Source organism: Salinispirillum sp. LH 10-3-1 (assembly GCF_030643825.1).
In the GTDB taxonomy this organism is placed as follows: Bacteria; Pseudomonadota; Gammaproteobacteria; order Pseudomonadales; family Natronospirillaceae; genus Salinispirillum.
On the sequence record NZ_CP101717.1, the window covers coordinates 694,959 to 715,550 of the forward strand.

18 protein-coding genes are annotated in these 20,592 nt (G+C 55.7%); 9 read left to right on the forward strand and 9 right to left on the reverse strand.

All coding sequences use genetic code 11. The features are described from left to right. Positions 1 to 16 precede the first annotated feature (16 nt). Together NFC81_RS03075 and NFC81_RS03080 are read right to left on the reverse strand one after the other, a co-directional pair. Complete coding sequence (locus NFC81_RS03075) at positions 17 to 1,543, reverse strand: methyl-accepting chemotaxis protein (protein ID WP_304996071.1); 1,527 nt, start codon at positions 1,541 to 1,543, stop codon at positions 17 to 19. Between the two features lie 66 nt (positions 1,544 to 1,609). After that, positions 1,610 to 2,284, reverse strand: coding sequence for a hypothetical protein (locus NFC81_RS03080; protein ID WP_304996072.1), 675 nt, complete (start codon positions 2,282 to 2,284; stop codon positions 1,610 to 1,612). A 171-nt stretch (positions 2,285 to 2,455) separates the two neighbouring features. Here NFC81_RS03080 and glnE point away from each other — a divergent pair, with 171 nt between their 5' ends. After that, the gene (glnE, locus tag NFC81_RS03085) at positions 2,456 to 5,290 is read left to right on the forward strand and encodes a bifunctional [glutamate--ammonia ligase]-adenylyl-L-tyrosine phosphorylase/[glutamate--ammonia-ligase] adenylyltransferase (RefSeq protein WP_304996073.1); all 2,835 of its coding nucleotides are present in this window, start codon (positions 2,456 to 2,458) and stop codon (positions 5,288 to 5,290) included. 44 nt (positions 5,291 to 5,334) lie between these two features. Further along, positions 5,335 to 6,084: a transporter substrate-binding domain-containing protein gene (locus tag NFC81_RS03090; RefSeq protein WP_304996074.1), complete on the forward strand. Its 750-nt coding sequence runs from the start codon at positions 5,335 to 5,337 to the stop codon at positions 6,082 to 6,084. A 13-nt stretch (positions 6,085 to 6,097) separates the two neighbouring features. On the opposite strand, the gene lpxL is transcribed toward NFC81_RS03090, so the two are convergent. Then, positions 6,098 to 7,006 (reverse strand): LpxL/LpxP family Kdo(2)-lipid IV(A) lauroyl/palmitoleoyl acyltransferase, encoded by a 909-nt coding sequence (gene lpxL / locus NFC81_RS03095; protein WP_304996075.1) that lies wholly within the window; start codon positions 7,004 to 7,006, stop codon positions 6,098 to 6,100. Between the two features lie 147 nt (positions 7,007 to 7,153). On the opposite strand from lpxL, the gene NFC81_RS03100 reads away from it, so the two are divergent. Continuing rightward, the gene (locus NFC81_RS03100; RefSeq protein ID WP_304996076.1) at positions 7,154 to 7,648 is read left to right on the forward strand and encodes a GNAT family N-acetyltransferase; all 495 of its coding nucleotides are present in this window, start codon (positions 7,154 to 7,156) and stop codon (positions 7,646 to 7,648) included. On the opposite strand, the gene nagB is transcribed toward NFC81_RS03100, so the two are convergent. From nagB to NFC81_RS03120, 4 genes are all read right to left on the reverse strand, one after another. Continuing rightward, on the reverse strand, positions 7,645 to 8,439 hold the full coding sequence (gene nagB, locus NFC81_RS03105) for a glucosamine-6-phosphate deaminase (protein ID WP_304996077.1): 795 nt from the start codon (positions 8,437 to 8,439) through the stop codon (positions 7,645 to 7,647). The genes NFC81_RS03100 and nagB overlap by 4 nt on opposite strands. Before the next feature lie 119 nt (positions 8,440 to 8,558). Then, positions 8,559 to 9,701 (reverse strand): N-acetylglucosamine-6-phosphate deacetylase, encoded by a 1,143-nt coding sequence (gene nagA, locus NFC81_RS03110; RefSeq protein ID WP_304996078.1) that lies wholly within the window; start codon positions 9,699 to 9,701, stop codon positions 8,559 to 8,561. Positions 9,702 to 9,713: 12 nt separating this feature from the next. Continuing rightward, positions 9,714 to 10,478, reverse strand: coding sequence for a GntR family transcriptional regulator (locus tag NFC81_RS03115; protein WP_304996079.1), 765 nt, complete (start codon positions 10,476 to 10,478; stop codon positions 9,714 to 9,716). A 2-nt stretch (positions 10,479 to 10,480) separates the two neighbouring features. Next, a complete protein-coding gene (locus tag NFC81_RS03120; protein WP_304996080.1) occupies positions 10,481 to 11,359 on the reverse strand; it encodes a BadF/BadG/BcrA/BcrD ATPase family protein in 879 nt (292 codons plus the stop codon). A gap of 196 nt (positions 11,360 to 11,555) precedes the next feature. Between NFC81_RS03120 and NFC81_RS03125 the strand changes: the two genes are divergently transcribed. From NFC81_RS03125 to NFC81_RS03150, 6 genes are all read left to right on the forward strand, one after another. Continuing rightward, a complete protein-coding gene (locus tag NFC81_RS03125) occupies positions 11,556 to 13,469 on the forward strand; it encodes a beta-N-acetylhexosaminidase (protein WP_304996081.1) in 1,914 nt (637 codons plus the stop codon). A gap of 136 nt (positions 13,470 to 13,605) precedes the next feature. Continuing rightward, positions 13,606 to 14,856 (forward strand): extracellular solute-binding protein, encoded by a 1,251-nt coding sequence (locus tag NFC81_RS03130; protein WP_304996082.1) that lies wholly within the window; start codon positions 13,606 to 13,608, stop codon positions 14,854 to 14,856. Between the two features lie 202 nt (positions 14,857 to 15,058). After that, the gene (locus NFC81_RS03135; protein ID WP_304996083.1) at positions 15,059 to 15,985 is read left to right on the forward strand and encodes a carbohydrate ABC transporter permease; all 927 of its coding nucleotides are present in this window, start codon (positions 15,059 to 15,061) and stop codon (positions 15,983 to 15,985) included. Positions 15,986 to 16,000: 15 nt separating this feature from the next. Continuing rightward, on the forward strand, positions 16,001 to 16,843 hold the full coding sequence (locus NFC81_RS03140; protein WP_304996084.1) for a carbohydrate ABC transporter permease: 843 nt from the start codon (positions 16,001 to 16,003) through the stop codon (positions 16,841 to 16,843). A gap of 211 nt (positions 16,844 to 17,054) precedes the next feature. Then, positions 17,055 to 17,387 carry a Grx4 family monothiol glutaredoxin gene (grxD, locus tag NFC81_RS03145; protein ID WP_304996085.1) on the forward strand — a complete coding sequence of 111 codons (333 nt, stop codon included), beginning with the start codon at positions 17,055 to 17,057 and terminating at the stop codon, positions 17,385 to 17,387. Between the two features lie 49 nt (positions 17,388 to 17,436). Further along, positions 17,437 to 18,174: a sulfite exporter TauE/SafE family protein gene (locus tag NFC81_RS03150; protein WP_304996086.1), complete on the forward strand. Its 738-nt coding sequence runs from the start codon at positions 17,437 to 17,439 to the stop codon at positions 18,172 to 18,174. Here NFC81_RS03150 and NFC81_RS03155 read toward each other — a convergent pair. Together NFC81_RS03155 and NFC81_RS03160 are read right to left on the reverse strand one after the other, a co-directional pair. Continuing rightward, on the reverse strand, positions 18,161 to 19,414 hold the full coding sequence (locus NFC81_RS03155) for an MFS transporter (protein ID WP_304996087.1): 1,254 nt from the start codon (positions 19,412 to 19,414) through the stop codon (positions 18,161 to 18,163). The two genes, NFC81_RS03150 and NFC81_RS03155, sit on opposite strands and share 14 nt — an antisense overlap. Positions 19,415 to 19,632: 218 nt before the next feature. Further along, positions 19,633 to 20,592 (reverse strand): NAD(P)-dependent oxidoreductase, encoded by a 960-nt coding sequence (locus tag NFC81_RS03160; protein WP_304996088.1) that lies wholly within the window; start codon positions 20,590 to 20,592, stop codon positions 19,633 to 19,635.

Here is a 20,592-nt window from a genome sequence, read left to right on the forward strand (position 1 = left end):
AGTGGCTGAGCGACCCCTACAGCTTAAACTGCCGCACCTGTGCTTGAGTATCCGATACCGTTTGTTTGATGGTCTCTACGTCGCGGCCAATCATGTCGCCAAAACTTGCGTTGTCTTTGGCGAGGTCATTGATGTGAGTGACATTGGCGCTCAGTGACTCGGTCACCGTTTCTTGTTCACGCGCGTTTTCGGCGATCTGGGTAATCAGGTCACGTAAGTCATGAATACGACCTACCATTACGTTGATTTCGTCGTTGACCTCGGTCGCCGTTACCTTGTTCTCGCTGGCCAGCGCTGACGCCTGATCAGCCGATTCCAGCGCTGCCTTAGCGGCATTTCCCAAACGCTCGATCACGTCCGAAATCTGCTTGGTAGACTCCGCTGAGCGCGTTGCCAGGGTGCGTACTTCGTCGGCCACCACGGCAAAACCGCGACCTTGCTCACCGGCGCGCGCGGCTTCAATCGCGGCGTTCAATGCCAGTAAGTTGGTTTGCTCGGCAATGGCGTTAATCACATTCAACGCGTCACTGATCTCCGTCGTCAAGTTGGCAAGGCTGTTGATCTTTTCTTGCGTGTCGTTCATGTAGACGCTGACTTGCTCCGACTTTTTCGCCGAACGACCAACACGACGGCCCGATTCGCTGGCTTGGTCAGCGACCTCTTGAGTGATTTGGCTCACTGAATCGGCGCGCGCCGCCACCTCGCCAGCCGACGCCGACAGTTCGTTGATGGCCGTGGCCACCTGATCTGTTTCATGCAACTGATTGTGCATGTTTTCAGAGGCCTTGATGCTTGATTTAGCAAAGCGTTCGGAGATTTCCTTCAACCCATCGACGCGGTCACGTATGACACTGAAGGCCGTCGCCATGGACTGTGTCATGTGATTTAAATCTTGCCCTAAACGGCTGAACTCATGCTTGCCACTGACACTGAAGTGCGTGGTGAGGTCGCGTTGCGTTAAGGACTGAATGGGGGTAATCAAGTTGTTGACGGCGCGGGTCGCTGTGCGGCCGATAAAGAAGGTCGCCGCCAGTGAAATCACCACGATGGCGATGATGACCGAGACAATGATGGTCCGGGTGGTACTGATGGTATCCATGATGCGGGCGCCGCCGGTCTCGACCAGTTGCGCCAGTATGCCGTCGACCGAAGCCATGGAGGTTTGAAAGCTGTTGAATGCGACTTCTCGTTGATCTCCCGATGCAGAGCGCAGCGCACGCCAGTCTCGATTGACGTTTTGTTGCGCAGTAACTACGGGTGCTTGGCCTTCGCCGGCATCAATTACGCGATTCAATGTTGCCAGCCAGCGGTCACCATCGGCGCGCAATTGGCTCACGTCATTACCCCGGTTGGCTTCTATGTACAGGTTCAGTGCCGTGATGTTGAGGTTTTTTACTGCAACGGCACCGGGAATCAGGGTGTCAGGAAAGTAGCTGGCCAGCGTCCGTGCCAGATTCAGCCCACCCAATATGATGAGGGCGGTCACAACAATGGCGACAGTTTGGGCAATGAGTAAGAAGCGGAGGCGGCCGAGTATGGTCATGTGCTGAGTCCGGTAAATAAGTTTTTAGTAATTATAGGCCAACTGTAGTGCAACGTTCGACGGTTCTCAAGCGCGGAGAGTTCTATTGCTGCACGCTAGGCCTGCCAGCAGCAAAAAGAATGGATCGACCACGTACTGCCACCCCACAATGGGGGCAAAAAGTCCGATGGAGAAGGCACCCAACGTGATGGCCAATAGCCACAGCAGAACCGTACGGCCAGAGAACGCTGCCCACAGGCCTGCCAGAATAGTCAACGTCGGCAGCAATGCATTGGGTACGCTGAAGGCAGAAAGCCAAGGCCAGGCTGCTTGGCTAGCGGGTAACAGTAATATCCCCGATACACCTAACAGCACCAGTGCGGTTGCCGGTGGTAGGACGCGCGGGCGGGCGTTCCAACGGAAATCCGCCACGGCGATGGCGATCAGCATCAGGGCGCTCAGCACGCCTAAATGTGGCGCGAATGCATAGGTAAAGTGGCCGAGGGGGGCGGCGATCACTAGCAAGGGTAGGGCATAGAGCAGCACCGCGGCACCAAAAGCCAAGTGGCGCAGCAAAAACAGACGGCCCAGCCAATACAGTAAGCAAACGAGTGCCATATGATGCAATGCTTCCGCCATGGGCCATGCCGTTGGGATTGCCGGTTGCCAAAAGGCCGTTATGACCACCAACAAGAAGGCGGCCAATAAATGGAGCCAAGTTCTAGGCGTCGTGATGTTAGGCAGCCATTGCAGCATAGGCACCTGCGTTTTCTCCTCACTCTTGAAGGGCGATACAAGCGTTGATTCTAACAGCTGAGCTGAAGCGCTGTCTTTTTCTATGTCTTGTGTGGTGTTTTATTTCGTATAGGTCGTGACGTTCTGCAGCGCGCCCTTTAGACTCATTCATAAGTATACCGGGACGGGAGAAGCAGGATGAGTAACGATTGGCAGGCCGATTACGACACGCTGTTGGCTGCATGGCAGGCGCATTCCAGTCCAAAAGAAGTCGAGCGCTGGGAAGGCGCTTTACGCGCCTTGGTGCAAGCCAGTCAGTTTTCGACCCAGCACTTGCTGCTAGACCCAACCCAGCTCTCTATTCTCACTGCCATGCTGGACCAAGCTGACTACTCACCCGAAACCGCACTAGCAGACGCCATGTCCGGGGTGATCGATGAGGACGACTTCATGGCCGCCCTGCGTCAATGGCGTAATCGACATCAGATATGGTTGATCTGGCAGGAGGTCTTGCAGCACCCTTCTTTAGAAGATCGCTTGGAAGCCATTACACGGATCGCCGATCTCGCCATCACCTGTGCAACGGAATTCGCCACAGCGCAATTGGTTAAACGCTTTGGCGAACCCGCAGCCTGCCCTTTCAGTCGGCAACCGCAACGCTTGGTGGTGCTGGGTATGGGTAAGCTCGGGGCGCGTGAGCTTAACCTCAGCTCCGATATCGACCTGATCTTCTCCTATCCCACCGAAGGCGAAACCGACGGTAAGCGATCACTCACACATGGCGAATTCTTCACTCGCGTGGGACGCAAAATCATTCAGTATTTGGATCAGCGCACAGTTGATGGTTTTGTGCATCGCGTCGATATGCGCCTGCGCCCGAACGGACAAAGCGGACCGTTGGCGTTAAACTTCCGCGCCACTGAAACCTATTACCAGGAACAGGGCCGGGACTGGGAGCGCTATGCACTGATCAAGGCGCGTGCCATAACCTCGGTCAACGTGGCTGAAGAAGGTTTGATACCGAAATTTAAAGCCTTTGTGTTTCGGCGTTATGTCGACTATCAGGTGCTGGATGCGCTGCGCGAAATGAAGCAACGCATTGCCGCTGAAAATCGCCGCTTGCAGCGCCAAGCCAACATTAAGTTGGGCTCGGGCGGCATACGCGAAGTTGAATTTATCGTGCAAGCGGTGCAGTTGATTCAGGGTGGCCAGAGCCATGGCTTGCAGAACCCCAATATCTTTGCTGCTATGGACACCATCATGGCCGAGCAGTTATTGCCCGAAGCTGTGTGCATGGAACTGCTCGACAGCTATCGAGCGCTGCGCCGTATGGAACACCTGATACAAGCGCAAGAAGACCGCCAAACGCAAGAACTGCCCACCGATGATCGCTGGCGTACACGCTTAGCCCATGTGATGGGGTTTGATGACTGGGCGACCTTGTTGGCGTGGACCGCCGATGTCAGAGGCGTCGTGAGCCGTCATTTTGACGCCTTTATTGCGCCTCCCGACGAGATGAGTGAGGCCAAACACCCGTGGGAGCCGTTCTGGCGCGATATTGCGAATGCCGATTGGGCGCTGGACTTCGGCGCAGAGGGCAGCGCCATCGCTGCAGCGATTCAGGAGATTCGTGATGAAGCGGAGAAGTACAGTCTCAGTGAGATCGCTTGGGATCGCCTCGACCGCTTTATGCCATTATTGCTCAATGAATTGGCGCGTTTGCAGCGCCCAGTGGATGCAATTACGCGCTTAACACCGGTGATTCAGGGCGTGTTGCGCCGCAGTGCTTACCTCATCATGTTGGTGGAAAACCCGCAGGCCATCCGCGAGCTGGTCAAACTGGTGATGTTGAGCCCCTGGGTGGCTGACCAGTTTGTCGACAAGGCCTATTTGCTCGACGAACTGACCGACCCAGATGAACTCTATCGCTTACCCAGTCGTCGTGCGCTGGGCGATGACCTTAAACAACGTTTGCTGCGTTTGCCCGACGACGACCTAGAGCAACAAATGGAGCAATTGCGGCATTTCCGCCACAGCCGTGTCTTGCGTGCCGCGGCATGCGAACTGACCGGTAATTTGCCGCTGATGAAAATCAGTGACTATCTCACCTACACTGCAGAAGAAGTGCTGCAGCAGGTGCAGTGGCTAGCTTGGGATCAAATGACCGACAAATACGGCGTGCCATCGCGCGATGATGGGCAGCTGTGTGATCCTGATTTCGTGATACTGGCGTACGGCAAAATGGGCGGTCTGGAACTGAGCTATGAGTCCGATCTAGACCTCGTGTTCGTCCACAACGGTGCCCCGCAAGGACAAACCAACGGCATTAAACCGGTCGACAATAACGTGTTCTTTATGCGTCTGGGTCAGCGCATTGTGCATTTGCTCACCACGCAAACGCCGTCCGGTATTCTGTACGAAGTGGACATGCGGCTGCGTCCTTCAGGCAATTCCGGCATGCTGGTGTGTTCGCTGGCGGCGTTTCGGAAATATCAAGAGAACGAGGCTTGGACGTGGGAGCATCAGGCCCTTGTGCGGGCTCGTGTGGTCGCCGGGTGCCCACGACTGAAAGCAGCGGTTGAGCAGGTGCGAGCCGACATCATTCGGCGTCAACGTGACCCGGCCCAGCTGTGGCAAGAAGTGACGGCGATGCGTGACAAAATGCGCACGAACCTGGGTACTTCGGCGGCTAAACAAACCGAGCAATTCAATATCAAGCAAGACCCCGGTGGGGTTGTGGATATCGAGTTCTTAGTGCAGTTTTTGCTGTTGCGCTACGCCGCGGACAATGATGATTTGGTGTTGTGGTCGGACAACATGCGTCTGCTGGAAACGCTGAGCCGGTGTAACCATATTACTGATGAAGAACGTACGGCGTTGAGCAAAGCGTACTTAAAGTGGCGGCAAGAAGTGCATCGCCAAGCGCTACAAAATGGTGACGGAAAACTGCACGGTGCTGATCAACTGGCTGCGTTCGACGACATTATTCAAACGGTACAGACGCATTGGCTTAAACTTGTGCGCGCAAACTAACCCGCATGTACTACAGTTAAGGTGAACTCTCAGGTGCAGATGGAATGAAGCGCACGGCAGTCGTATTTCTAGTGTTGGCAACCTTTTGCAGCGCTGCGCAGGCAGAGCCCTTACGGCTGGCGACCGGGAATCAATACCCGCCTTTTGCGGATGAGAATCTACCCGGTGGTGGATTGGCGACCAGGCTGGTGGAGGCAGCATTTGCGGCGGTCGATACGGAGCTGACCATAGAATTTATGCCTTGGCAGCGCGGCTACCGCGATACGCTGGGTGGCGAGATTCAGGGTACCTTTCCTTACATTCCCGCTGCCGACCGTGTTCGTGACATGCTGTACTCTGATCCGTTGATTCGCGTGCGAACCTTGGTGATTTCACGGGCAGACAATCCTTTGGTTTACCAAATAGCGAGGGATTTGCTGGGCCGAGAACTCTGCTGGCCACTCGGTTGGGCATTACCATCAGTGGTCGAAACCTTGGTGCGCTCCGGAGAAATCAGTTATTCGCAGCCGCGAGAATACAATGCCTGTCCGCGCATGCTGGCGACCACTCGTGTAGACTTTATGCTGTCTAATAACTTCCAATGGCATGCATTGGTCGAGTCTGAAGGGCTTAATCGAGCCGATTTCTACGTTGCCGAACAAGCGATTCAGGAATCTACGCTGCACTTCATCGCGCCGCGCACGCCAGAAGGTGAACGTGTTGTCCGGCTGTTCAATGCTGGGCTAAAGACCATTCGCGAAAACGGCGAGTATGACGCCATCATGGCGGTATATGACATTCAATCGGTCAACTGACTCGGCCTTTCGCTCAATACAGCTTCGCCTCGCCCTTAGGGCGGGTTTTAAAGCGTTTGTGCAGCCAGAGGTATTGTGACGGCTGCTGGCGTATCTCCTCTTCTAACCACGCATTGTAGGCGGTTGTATCGGCCTCGATGTCACCTGTTGACAGCGCCGCGCCGTCAATGGCCCGCATCCGGTAGCCCTTTGGCGTGCGCAGGGTCAGAGCCAAAAAGACGCGCGCCCCGGCGACAGTAGCCAGCTTGGCCGTGGCGGTTACGGTGGCGGTGGATACGCCAAAGAAGGGCACAAAGATGGAGTACTTCCGGCCCAGGTCCTGATCCGGTGCGTAGAAAATCACCCGGCCTTTTTTCAAGCGGCGAATCATCGAGAGCATGTCTTTCTTTTCAATCAAGGCACCGACGAAGCGCAACCGGCCGCGGCATTGGAAGTAGTTCATCAAGGGGTTGCCATGCGGGCGATGCAAGGTGTCGTAATCGAGTAAGGTACCGATCAGGGAGCCGCAAATATCGACGCAGGAAAAGTGCGCGCCGAGCAACAACACCCCTTGGGGAGACTCCGCAGCTTCCACTAATTGTTCGATGTTCTCTACGTGCCATTCAATGTTCAGCTTACCAGGGTGGCGAAACCAAGCAATACAGGTTTCGGGCAATGCTTTACCGGTTTCTCTGAACACCGCTTTAACCAGCGCGGTGCGTTGCTCGACGGAATAGTCGGGGAAGGCCAGCGACAAATTGATGTGTGCGATGCGCTTGCGGTCTCGAGCGACATAATACAGCAAGCTGCCAATGGTGCTGCCGATGCGCATTTGCACTGCATAGGGTAAGTGCGCGATCAGCCACATGATACTCAACAGCAGCCAGATCCCCCAGTAGCGCGGGCCCAGCCAGGTTTTATTGAATTCAGGTGCGGTGGTCATCACAGGCGTTCAGTCTCTACAATCAAAAACTGCGCGCATTGTACGATATTGATCGTCCTAAATGCTGCTACTTGTGCCGCTTAGGCGACAGAAATTGTGTAACCAACTTATAATGCTGGGGAGTTAACGACTTATGAAGGCCAATGAGTGAGTATTAGAGCCGCACAATTGCGCGACATTACGGCGATTTATCGAGTCTTGTGTTCGGTGATTGCCGAACAAGAGTTCCTGATGAGTCAGCAGAAGCCCGAACTGCCGATGTTTACCCGTTTCATTGAGGCCAATCTCAAGCGCGGCAATCCGGTGTGGATCGCGCAAGAGGGGCAGCGCACGGTAGGCTGGTGTGATGTCTATCCGCGTGGCTCCGATGTGCAACGCCATGTGGGTCGGGTGGGCATGGGCGTGGCGGCGGAAAGTCGAGGTAAAGGTTATGGCAAAGCCATGTTGGCAGCAACCATAGAAAGCAGCTGGCAGGCGGGCTTTACGCGTTTGGAATTGGAGGTATTCACCACCAATCGGTCGGCCATTGCGCTGTACACCAGCATGGGCTTTGTCAAAGAGGGGCTGCATCGCCGAGTGCGCAAAGACAGCCGAGGCTACCGCGATACCTACACCATGGCCTTTCTAAAGCCTGAGAGTTAATAGGGGCGCCCATTCGCCTGTAGTTTCTGATTTTCATGCTCAATATACTGATAAAACTCCCGCATCTCTAACAGGCTGGCCGCGGCACTGTCCAGCACCACCGTAGCCTGCGGGTGCATTTGCAAAATAGTTGCGGGGCAGGCCGCACTCAGTGCACCCTCCACCATGGTCTTCACGGCCGATGCCTTGGTATCTCCTGTTGCCAACAGCAGGATCTTGCGCGCTTCCATAATGGTGCCAATGCCCATGGTGATGGATAAGTGAGGCTGGAACTCGCCCGGGGCAAAGAACCGTGCGTTGTCGGCCACCGTCGCTGGTGTCAGCGTTTTGATGCGGGTCCGGCTGGCAAGGCTGGAGGACGGCTCATTGAAACCGATATGACCATTGCGGCCCAAGCCCAAAAGCTGCAAGTCGATGCCGCCTGCGTCTTGAATGGCTTGCTCATAACGCGTGCAAGCCTGAATGGGGTCGTTTGACATGCCATCCGGCACCTGGGTGCGGGCCACATCAATGTCGATATGATTAAACAGTTCTTCATTCATGAAATGGCGGTAGCTTTGTGGGTGTGTCGCCGGTATGCCTAAGTATTCGTCGAGATTAAAGGTGTGTACGTGCTGAAAGGACACCGCGCCTTGGCGCACCAGCTCAATCAAAGCCTGATAGGTCGCAATCGGTGTTGAGCCCGTGGCCAAGCCTAAGACTGAACTGGGTTTGTGCCGAATTTGTTTACTGATGAAATCCGCAGCGTACTGCGCCACATCGAAGGGCTGCGGCAGAATAACAACTTGCATGATGATGAGTTCCTGTTGAAGACCAATATATGGCCGAACGCTTTTCGCGCAGAGGGCTGCGCTCCTACGTAGGAGGCCAGCCCTCTGGCCGAATAATTTCCAGGCGTTAGCCTCGCCAATTAATGCGCCTGATAACCGCCTGCAACCCAAGTACCTGACACCGTCAATTCCGCTGTCAGATGAACCAGGTCGGCGCGGTGGCCGGGCTTTATCCAGCCTAGTTCATCATCCACGCTCAGGTATTCCGCCGGAAAGCGTGACGCCATGCGCAGCGCGTGGTCTAACGGAATGCCGATGTCGTTGACACACAGGCGTACGGCATCGACCAGTCCGATGGCTGAACCGGCGAGGCGCCCTTCAGCACTGATCAGGCGACCGTCCACGGCGGTGATGCGTTCGCCGTACAGCTCAAACCAAGGTTCTTCGGCACCGATGGTGGCCATGGAATCGCTCACCAAATACAGCTTACCCAGTGGTTTGGCGCGATAGGCCAGGCGCACGGACTCACGGTGTACGTGGTAATTGTCGACGATGATGCCAGCATAGGTGCTGCTGTCGGCCAGTGCGGCGCCGACGACGCCCGGTTCACGCCCTTGAAAAGAGCGCATGGCGTTGTACAGATGCGTGAACCCCGTCAGGCCCTCACGAATTGCGCGCTCGACATCGGCGTAACTCGCGTTGCTGTGTCCGGCGGACACCTGGACACCTGCCCGAACCAGGCGGGCAATTTGACCCGGCTGCGTCATTTCAGGTGCCAGCGTCAGTAAAATTCGCATGTCGGGCGCAATGTGTGACAGGAAGTCTATGTCGCCCTCGGTAATCGCCCGAATGTATTCTTCCCGATGGACACCACGCCGTTCGGTATTAAAGAAGGGGCCCTCAATGTGCACGCCCAGTAATCCGGGGTTAGATGGCATAGCCGCTTTCACGGCGTCGATACAGGCTTCCAGATTCTCCCGTCGATCACTGATGGTGGTCGGTAGCAGGCTGGTGGTGCCGACCGTACGATGTCCGGCAGTAATGCGCGCTAAGGCGTCCACCGATGGGTCGTTGTTAAAGAGTACTCCGCCGCCGCCATTGACTTGCAGGTCAATGAAGCCCGGTGCCACGATGCCGCCATTCAAGGTTTGGCACGCCAAGGAGGTCGGTACTTCCGACTGAGGGATCACCGCTTCAATACTCTTGCCATCCAAAATAATGGCGTGGTGATCGAGGAAACGCTCCCCGGTGAACAGTTTGGCGCCCAGAATGGCGGACTTCATGGTGTGGTCCTTTTAAACAGCGTCCAGCTTCAGTTCCACCACGAAGTCGTATATATCGCCGCGATAATACGAACGGGTAAACTCTACTGGTCGGTTGTGTTGATCAAAGCCCTGACGCTCGATGTATAAAACCGCGTCGCCGGGCGACATCTTTAAGTGTTCGGCAATTTGTTTGTCTACGTTGCGCGCCGTCATAGTCTGTAAGGCGCGCACCGGCCGCGCATTACGCGCTTGCAAGGCCGCATACAGCGAATCTTCTACTTCGTCGACGCTGCGGATGATGTCACCCGGAGTGGCGGCAATTTCATAGGCCATGGGCAGCTCGTTGGCGAAACGCACCCGGCCAAAGCGGCAAATACGATTGCCGGGCGACAGGTTCAGGGCCATGGCTTCTTTCGGCGACGCCTGTACCAGGTCACGGCTGACCCATTCTGAACGCGGCGTCATACCACGCGCCGACATGTCTTCGGTAAAGCTGTTCAGTACCGACAAGTTCTTATGAATCGACTCGCTGCCGCGTGCCGTTACCAGAGTCCCGGCCCCTTGCTTTTGTACCAACAAGCCCTGTTGTACGAGGGATTCGATGGCCTTGCGCACCGTAACGCGTGACACCTCTAAGGCCACCGCCAGCTCGCGCTGTGGCATCAAATAGTCGCCGTCCTTCAGCAAGCCTTCATGAATGGCCTGAGTCATCGACCTCGCAAGTTGCACATAGAGTGAACCGGTCTTGCTCGGGTCTGGTTTTAGGTATTCGATAATTGCCTCAGTCGTCGCCACAGTTATGCCTCTTGTTTGATCATCAGTAGTGCACCCGCTAATGCGTCCTGCTGCGCAGGTACTATCAGTGGTCGCAAGTGTGATACCAATTCTGTACCAACAAAAGGCCCTAGGCCACCTAAAAGGGCAATACGCTGCACATTCATGTCGGCAAGGCGTTGCACGATCAGGCCGACGGCCTCGGCCTGCTCCTGCATTAAGGCGACGGCGAGCGGATCGGCATCGGCCCGTGCTTCTACTACCCAGCGGGCGAACTGGCCGAAATCACCTGAACGTGCAGTGCTGGCCCAACCGGGAATGTTGCGTGGTTGATGGTCAAACTGGGCGAGTATGCGCTGGGTTAACGATGAATGGGCTCGTATCCCATCCGTGGCACGCAAGGTTTCTTGGATGGCGCGCAAGCCGAGCCATGCGCCACTGCCTTGGTCAGCCAAGGGAAAGCCCCAGCCATCCAGCATTGTGGGTTGTTGCTCAACGATGGCCCAGCCCACAATGCCAGTGCCGACGATAACTAGGCCGCCGTCTCGGCCACCATGTGCACCCAGGCAAGCAATATGGGCATCGTTTTGTACTTTAAGGGCAGCAAAAGGGTGCTGCCATTGCGCCACAAAGGCTGCGCTCTCGGGTAATTCGGCCCCGGCGAGACCCATGCCGACAGCGGTTTGCTGCTGCAGCTCCGGCGGCAGGTTGGCTCGTTGAAAAGCCTGACGGATCGTGGCCTCAATATTGGCGATGGCGCCAGTGGCATGTTGATATAGGTTGGCACTGCCACCAGTGGCCTCTGCTAGCACGGTTCCTTGATGATCGATCAAGCGGGCGCGGCATTGCGTGCCGCCGCCGTCGATACCAACATAATATGGATACTGTGTATTCTCAGTCATAATGGCTCTTATTGTTATGTCGGAATGCTTACTGTTGGCGCGTCTAATTAGGTTATTCGCGCAGCGTTTGCAGGCAGTCCTTTTTTTGTTATGGTCGTACTTTGCTAGGCCAACATAATACCAATATAATACCTGTTGTAGAAATTGGCAAGCATCAGTTAATAACAAAAGCATAATGAAGCGCAGAGGACCTAGCATGACATTAAGGTATGAGTTCACTCAGCAAGCGATCACTGAGCAGGGCTTTCAGGCTGAGATTTGCCTGACCAATACGGGTGAACGCCCGGTGAAGCTCGGATGTCTTTATTTCTCATTGGCTCGAATACTTCAGCCCGCCGACGTTACCGGTGGAGAGTTGCGGGCACGCGACGGCGACCTGCACGCCATCGCTTTTGATAGCACCCTAGAGCCGGGCGACGAGCTGCGGTGCCAGTTGAATAATCCGCGTGATCGCATGGTGAAATTTACTGACTGGCCTTATGGCGTGTACGCCGAGTCGCCATTGGGTGAGTTGTTACCTATGACGATCCAAGAACCCCCCGTTAACTGGCGGCTCAGTCCACTTGCAGGCCATTCGCGCGAGGCGCTGCAGGAGCTGGCGGTGGTACACACCGTAGTGCCCCAGCCACAATCGATAGCGCTGGGTGCGCAACAGTTTACGCGGCCAGTTACCCTAGGTTGGAAGGAGCCGCCCGCAGCCTTGAAGGTTACGTCGGCTGATCTGGCAGCTTGGAGCGAGGTGTTGGCCGAGTTTACCCCCGTTGTGGCGGTGTCGGCGAGCGGCTGGCCAGTCAGCTTCGTGCAGCAAGATATGGCGTCCGGCAGTTATCGCTTGCAGGTCACGGCGCAGGGCGGGGTTATTCAGACGGCGGACGGTGCGGGTGTGCACGCAGCTTTGGCCTCTCTGGTGCAGTGGCTGGCCGGTGGGCAAGTGCAGGAGGTCGTTATTGAGGATGTGCCACGCTTTGGCTATCGCGGCTTGCATTTGGACGTGGTACGGCATTTCGTGCCTGTAGACCAAGTCTGCAAAGTGTTGCGCTTGGCGGCTCTTTATAAGTTGAATCAGTTTCATTGGCATCTTACCGACGATGAGGCCTGGCGTCTGGAAATACGGGCTTATCCGGCACTGACAGAGCAAACAGCGGTGCGTGGACGCGGGCGCACCATGCCGCCACAGATGGGTACTGGTGATACCGATCATGGCGGCTTTTATACGCAAGATGAAGTGCGCCAAGTGGTTGCTCTGGCGAACAGCTTGGGCATCAATGTCATGCCCGAAATTGATGTGCCGGGGCACGCACGAGCGCTTTTACGAGCGTTGCCGGAGCTGCAAGAACCCGCCGACGAATCGGTTTACCGCAGTGTGCAGCACTATTCGGACAATGTTCTTAATCCGGCCTTGCCTGCAACCTGGACAGTGTTGCAGACCATTTTAGACGAAGTGATGGAACTGTTTCCGTCGCCAGACATCCATTTGGGTTCGGACGAAGTGCCGGTGGGTGTCTGGCAGCGCAGCCCGGCGGCAATAGACAAAGCCCAGTCGCTTGGCTTGGCTGACGTGACGGCATTGCACGGCTGGTTTATGCGTGGCCTGGAAGACCATCTGCTGCAGCGCGGACGGCGGGCGGCTGGCTGGGAAGAGATTACGGTGGGTCAGGCAGTGTCTCGACGCACCACGGTATTCTCTTGGCAGGGTGTTGAAGCCGGACAGAAAGCGGCGGCGTTGGGCTATCCGGTCGTCATGACGCCAGCGCAGTATTGTTATCTGGACTTGTCTTATAACCGCGACCAAGCCGAGCCGGGCTATTACTGGGCCGGTGAGACGGACCTGGCTAAGGCCTATGGTTATGAACCGCTCGCGGATTGGTCGGGCGATGGTGTTGGAACGAACTTGGTGCGCGGTCTGCAAGCCTGTGTTTGGAGCGAATTGCTGGCCGAGAGTTACCAGCTGGAGTATATGCTGCTGCCGCGTTTGTTGGCGGTGGCGGAGCGTGCATGGTCGTCGGCTGACGTGAGGGATATGGATGACTTTGTGCGGCGTTGCCTTACGCACCGTGCTCTTTGGCAGCGTGCGGGTTGGTACTATCGCGCAGAGGCGCTGGGTTGGTAATCAAGTTTGGTGCGGTAAACCAATCCAATATGCATACCAATGCAAGGTTAAGTAACTTTTTTGTTGTCAATGGCATTAATAGGTATTATATTGGTATTGCCTTGATCAAAAACAACAATCGAAGAGGTAAGATCACATGAAACTCATAAAAGGCTCAATTGCTGTCGTAGTGGCAGCGGCTACCCTCGGTTCTGCTGCTATTTCGGCGGCTGACACCGTATTGAATACCTACACATGGCGTCCGCAAGATCGTGCATTGTGGGACTACATCAACCAAAATAACCTGATTGATGGCGTTACCGTTCGTTTGGATGTTACGCCAGAAGATTACGAGTCGAAGCTGCGTATCGATATGCAGAGCAACCGTCCAGACCTTTTCTTTGCTAAAGCTGGCGCGCCTTGGTTGAGTTCGTGGATTGATGCCGGTGTAATCGCTCCTGTTAGCGATTACGGCGTTGATCTGAGTGCGTTCGGTGACGCCGCCTTAGGTGGTTCGCGCGGTGCCGATGGCGAGCTTTACTCGGTGCCCGTGGGCATGGAAATGCAGGCCATTCTTTATAACACCGGTGTTTTCCAGCAGCACGGTATCTCTGAACCACGCACCATGGCGGAATTGAGCTCGGCCTTCACGAAGCTTAAAGGTGCCGGCGTGGTGCCGATGCACGTTGATGGTCGCGATGGTTGGTATCTGAACCAAGTGCTGAACGAAGTACTGATTGCCGGTTTCGCCAGCGATGAGTGGACACAAGGCGTGATCACCGGTGACGCTTGCTTCACCGACCCCGAGTACGTGAATGCTTTGCAGCAATTGGATAACTGGCGTACGGGTGGTTACCTGAACGCTAACCCATTGGCTGACGATTACGGCGCGATGCGCACCGAAGTGGCTCTGGGTTCTTCAGCAATGATGATCGACGGTATCTGGTCTGCAGGCCCTGGTTCCCCAATGTTTGACATTGAACCTGGTTTGGAAATTGGCATTATGCCGATCCCGGGTGGCAACGTGTACGGTTTCCCTGACTTCGGTCTGGCGGCTAACCCGAACTCAGCGAAGCAAGACGCTATCCGTAAGGTGATGCACTTTGTGACCACGCCTGAGTTTGCCCAGCTGTACGCCGAGCGTGTTGGTTTGCCTGCGTCTAACCACAGTGTGAACGTGAACGATGCGCGCATTAGCCGTGCTGCTGAGTTGATCGCTAACTCTAACGTGGCGGCCAACCCATTCTTTGCTTTCGATTTGAACGCGAACGAGCCGACCTATCAAACTCTGGCTGCGGATCAGTTGCAGCGCCTGTTGAGTGGTCAAGCAACGCCAGTACAGGCTGCAACAGCCATTCAGGCAGGCTTGAACTCTTGGGGTTACATTGGCGCGGGTAACTGCCGCTAATTAGAATGCTCCCGTGTAATCAGGGCGGTGCCTGAACCGCCCTGAATGACCGGCCTGCTACCTTATGTGGGTGGCGCCGGTCACTTTCCCTAAGTTCTGATAGAAGTACCGCAGGTGTTCTACAATGACCAGAAGTACACACGACACGTCCACTCTGGACGCCTCCCCTAGCGTTGTATCCACCTCCGAGGAGCCAGCCAAGATGCGTAAGCCCTGGACCAAGATGTCATACGGCATGAGGGAGAAAATCGAACGCACTCTCTTGTTGGTGCCTGGTGTAGCCCTTTATGCGGTGTTCTATTTTATCCCTATGATTGGCCTGCTGTATCTGTCGCAGGTGAAATGGGCCGGTATTGGCACCATGGAATACGTAGGGCTGGATAATTTCAAACAGGTATTGGGTAATGCCTATTACCGTGACCAGATGTTCAATGCGCTCTGGCAGAACATCATTTTCTTCGTGGTCATTATTGGTTCTTTTCTGACCATTGGCAGTGCATTGGCACTGCTGCTGAGTCTCAAAACATGGGGCAGAAAAACCTATCAGGTCATCTTCTTTTTGCCCTATCCCATGGCGGGTGCCGCCGTGGCCTATCTGCTTAATTTGTTCGTCGCACAGCGCGGCCCATTAAATGCCGCCTTAATGAGCGCAGGCATTACGGATGCTCCCATACCCTTTTTAGGCATGGAAGACACAGCATTGGTGACGCTGGCCTTGTTCTATTCGTGGCACCGTATGGGCTTTGCCATCATGCTGATTCTGGCGGGTATTCTGGCCGTGCGGCAGGACTTGTTGGAAGCTGCGGTGCTCGACGGTGCCAGCCGCTTTCAGGCCATTAAAGCCGTCGTCGTGCCGGTGGTGGCGCCCGCATTTATCCTGATCACGGTCATCATCATGGTGGATGTGTTCAACAACGCCGACTACACGCTGATCATCATGGGGGCCGAAGCCGGGCCACTGCGTTCCACCGATGTGATGGGTACCTTCTTGTTCCGAACCGCTTTCGGGGCGGGGGCCAGTACCGCACAAACCAATTTTGGTATGGCGGCAGCGGTGGGGTTGATTACTGCTGTCATGATACTGCCCGCGGCCTTGTTTCTAGCCCTGCGCAACTTCCGCAACGACTGATAAGGGTGTAGCACCATGGATAAGATTTTTAAGTTACGCCCACACGAACAAGTTCTGGTACAAATGATCATGCTCGCGTGGGTCGTGGTGGTACTGGTGCCCTTTGGCTCGGCCATCCTCAATTCGTTGAAGCCCAACGTTGGCTCTATTTTTCGCGATCCTTTTGGTTTGCCTGACCCATGGAGTTGGGGCAACTACGCCCGCGCTTGGGTTGAAGCGAGCTTCGACCGCTACTTCTTGAACTCCATGATCATCGCCGGTTGCACCGTGGTGCTGGTGATTTTCTGCTCCACCACCACCGCATTTGTGTTGGCGCGGATGCCGTTCAAGGGCAGCACAGCGATCTTCTTGTGTTTTATGCTGGGGGTTATCATCCCGATCCGCCTGACCTTAGCGCCCTTGTTTGTCATTGTGCGTGAACTGGGTTTGTTAGACACCTTGGCGGCGGTCATTCTGGTGCAGTCGGCCAGTATGATGCCGGTGGCGGTGTTCATTCTGGTGTCCTTTATGCGCGGCATTTCCAAAGAACTGGAAGAGGCGGCCCGCATGGACGGTGCGCTGCCATTCCGTATCTACTGGAGCATCATTTTGCCCTTGATGCGCCCGGCGGTGGCTACCGTGGCCTTGTTGACCTTTGTGCAGGCATGGAACGAGTACTTCTTACCGCTGATCTTTTTGCAGAGCGAGGAGTTGTTCCCGCTGACGCGCGGTATCACACAGTTTAACCAACAGTTTGCGGTGCAGTGGCACATGATGTTTGCGGGCATCATGATCATGATGGTGCCGACGATGATTGCCTTTGTGCTGGCTTCGCGCCAGTTCATCTCCGGATTGACCCAAGGCGGGGTTAAGGAGTAGGCGAGCCGAATTGTGGCGGGCCACGTCGGTGGCCTGCTGCGATGTGGACGTGTTGTCTTGTTGCGAGTCCTGATTAGCCAGCTTAGCTGGCTTTTTTTTGCTTGATGAAAAGCCCTCTCTCGGCCAACCTTGTGCGCTGGGCGTTTTAAAACACCAAGGGAACAGGTAGAATACGCGCACATTAACCCAGTGATTTAGTAGGACTTTTAACATGGCCGATACACTCGACGTCATCAAGCAGCAAATTGGCGAAAACCCTGTGCTGTTGTACATGAAAGGCTCACCGAACCAGCCTATGTGCGGTTTTTCGGCGCAGACCGTGCAGGCCGTGATGTCTTGCGGTCGGCGCTTTGCGTTTGTGGATATTCTGCAGAATCCCGACATCCGTGCGGAACTGCCCAAATACGCTAACTGGCCGACGTTTCCACAGTTGTGGATTAATGGCGAGCTGGTCGGCGGCTGTGACATCGTGACAGATATGCACGCCAAGGGCGAATTGCAGCCGTTGATCGAAGCGGCCGTACCCGCAGACGAAGAAGAGTAAGCCGCTAGGCCTTTTCATAAGCCAAGTCCCATAAGGAAACGGTTCCGATATGTTTGAACTGACGGTGCCGTTCTGGCAGTGGGGCTTGGCTTGCATCGTCGTCATGTTTGGCGCCATGGTGCAAACCTCCATCGGTTTCGGTATTTCTATCGTAGCTGCGCCTATCCTGGTGTTCATTAACCCAGCCTGGGTACCTACCAGCCTGTTGATCGCCGCCATTTCTCAGTTAATTCCTGCCTTTATACAGCAGCGGGGCGGCACGCAATGGCGTGGCCTGCGGTATGCGCTGCTCGGCCGTATTCCGGGTACGCTGGTGGGGATAGGCTTACTGTTGGTGATGACGGTATCGGGTCTGATGGTGATGATCGGCGCAGCAACCTTGATTGGCGTTGTGATGAGTCTCACCCGTGTACGGCTGATGCCCACAGACCGCAATTTAGGTTGGGCGGGCTTTGTCTCGGCGATCATGGGCACCACAACCAGCATTGGCGGGCCGCCCATGGCCTTGGTGATGCAGCATGCGGATGCGGTGCACCTGCGGGCTAATTTAACCGCGTATTTTTTGGTCGGGGCGTTGATCTCTTTTGCGGCCCAGTGGAGCGCCGGTTATGTCACCAAAGCGTCGCTGCTCGCCGGTTTGCTCTTCGTACCGGCCAGCCTGATCGGCTTTGCCTTGGGTTCTGCTGTAGCGCGCTTCATTCCTGTTACCGCATTCCGTTACGGCATCATTGTGTTATGCGGTATCGCGGGTACGCTCGCATTGGTGCAGGGCATCATGCTTTGGTGAACCCATAGCGGGCTAGGCTGTAACTCAGCATCACTAGAACCGCAATAGCGGCGACCAGCAGCGGAATGGCCTCCAAGCCCAAGCGTGCTCCCAGCACGCCCGCCGTCGCGGGCAATATCGCACTGCCCAATCCTGCCGCACCAATTTGCATACCCATGGTGTTGGTGCTGTGAGTTGTTCCGACACGCAGCGCAGTGGCCGATACCATGCCGGGAAAGATCGGCGCGAAGGCAAAGCCCAGTAAGCCTAAAGCCAATAGACCCAGCAAAGGGCTTGGGTTCCAGTACAGTAGTGCAGCGCCCAACAGCGCCAAGACTAGGCTGCCAAAAATAAGCTGATCACTGCTGACTCGATTGGCGCTGATGCCAGCCGCAATGCGTCCCACGGTAAACATCCCCCAGTACACTGCAACCCAAAACCCGGCGACTTCAATGCTGAACCCACGGCTTTCGGTCAGCAAGGTAAAGGCCCAGATGCCGGTGGTCAGCTCTAAGCCCGTGTATAAGAAGAAGGTAAACATACTGAGCCATGCTTTGGGTTGCCTTAGCGTGCTGGAAAGCGGTGTGGTTTTAGAATGTGCTTCTTGTGCAGGTTCGGCATAGCCTATGCTGACGTGTCCAGCGTCGTCGGTTAACCGCAGGCGCAAGGCTTCGTTATCTCGGGCTGCGGCTGCGCGCCGTTCCGACGCGGCCTCCCACCACGACGCGGTCAACAGAAACAGCAACGCCAGTAGCACTTGTGCCGCGCCGACCACCCAATAACCGGTACGCCAGTTCTCGGTTTGCGCCAGCCCGAAGGTCATGATGATGGGGCCAAGGGTGATGCCCACGCCAAAGCTGGCGTGCAACCACTGCATGAGCGCAGGGCTGTGGTGCTCCGCCACGTAGGTATTTAATCCTGCATCGATGGCACCGGCGCCCGCACCTGCAACCACGCCGAGCAGAACCACAACGGCCAAGCCGGGTGCCAGTGTATAACCCAGTAGCGCCAAACCTGTGGCGGCGCAACTCAGAGCCAGCAGCATGCCAATGCCCAGCCAGCGCACCAGCACGCCGCTAAAAAAGCTGCTGCTCATGTAGCCGACGGTGAAGGCCACCAGAAGAATGCCGAGGGCATCCAAGGGCACACCGAAGTCGGCGCGCATGGATGGCCAGGCAACGCCCAACAGCCCATCAGGCAGCCCCAAAGAAATAAACGCAATAAAAGCGAGCGTAATAATACCCAGTTGTGTGCGTTGCAAGGCGAATCCTTACTGAAGTATGGTTAGTGAAACAATCGCCCGTGAGCGCAAGGCAATAGTGCGGAAGAGCGCAGTAGCATCTGCCGTCGTGGTAAAATTATGCGTGTCGGCACGGGGTTTCGGGGTATGCCGCCAGCGCTCAACGGCAGGCCGGGAATGCGCGCTTTGCGGCATACGCCCTACACCCCTGCCTCAGCCATTTCACCACATCTATCTTATCAAACTAGACAAAAATTTCGTTCGCCAGCGTAGAAGCGATTCAAATTCTCTACGGTCATGTGCATCAAGGTGGTCATCGCCTCCTGGCTCGACCAAGCGATGTGCGGTGTTAGAATAAAGTTCGGTAGGTCGCGCACTGCGTTTAACGGATTGTCGGCGCGCAAAGGCTCTGCGCTGGCGACGTCTAATGCTGCCCCGCCAAGGTGACCGCTGCGCAGCGCCGCCACTAAGGCTGATTCGTTTACCAGGCCACCGCGTGACGGGTTGATCACATAAGCCCCCGGTTTTAGCCGCTGCAGCAAGTCAGTACTGACTAACTCGGCGTTATCGGCGGTTAATGGGCAGCATAGAATTAACGCGTCCAGCTGACCCAGAACGGTGGTGAAAACATGGTAACCGGCGCGGGCTTCGAAGCGTCCGGGGTGCTCTAAAAACCGCACATCGGAGCCAAAGGCCTGCAAGCGTTTAGCGACCCCTTCACCAATAGCGCCCTTACCGAGGATGCCAATGGTCATGCGGCCGATCTCACGAATGGGCGCTACCGGATAATGAAAGAACTCGGCGCCCACCCAGCCGCTGGTGGTTTGCACAGCGCGATAGCGGGTTTGATTTTGCGCCAAGGCTAATAATTGCGCCAGCACCCACTCGGGTACGGCATCCCGCGCGTAGCCTTGCGCGTTGCAGACGTGCACGCCAGCGGCCTTGCAGGCATCGAGATCCACATTGTTGACCCCAGTGGCCGTCACCGCCACTAATTCCAATTGTGGGTTTCGTTGAATCAGGTCGGCGTCGATAATGACCTTATTGGTAAGTACATAGGCTTTTCCAGCGGTGCGGGTGAAGCGCTCGTCACCGATGCTGTTGTGGTGATTTTCCCACGTATGCGCAAAGGCCGGAGTGGGCCATTCAACGCTGTCCGCAAAGGTACCGCGATCAAGAAAGGTGATATGCTTGGTCAT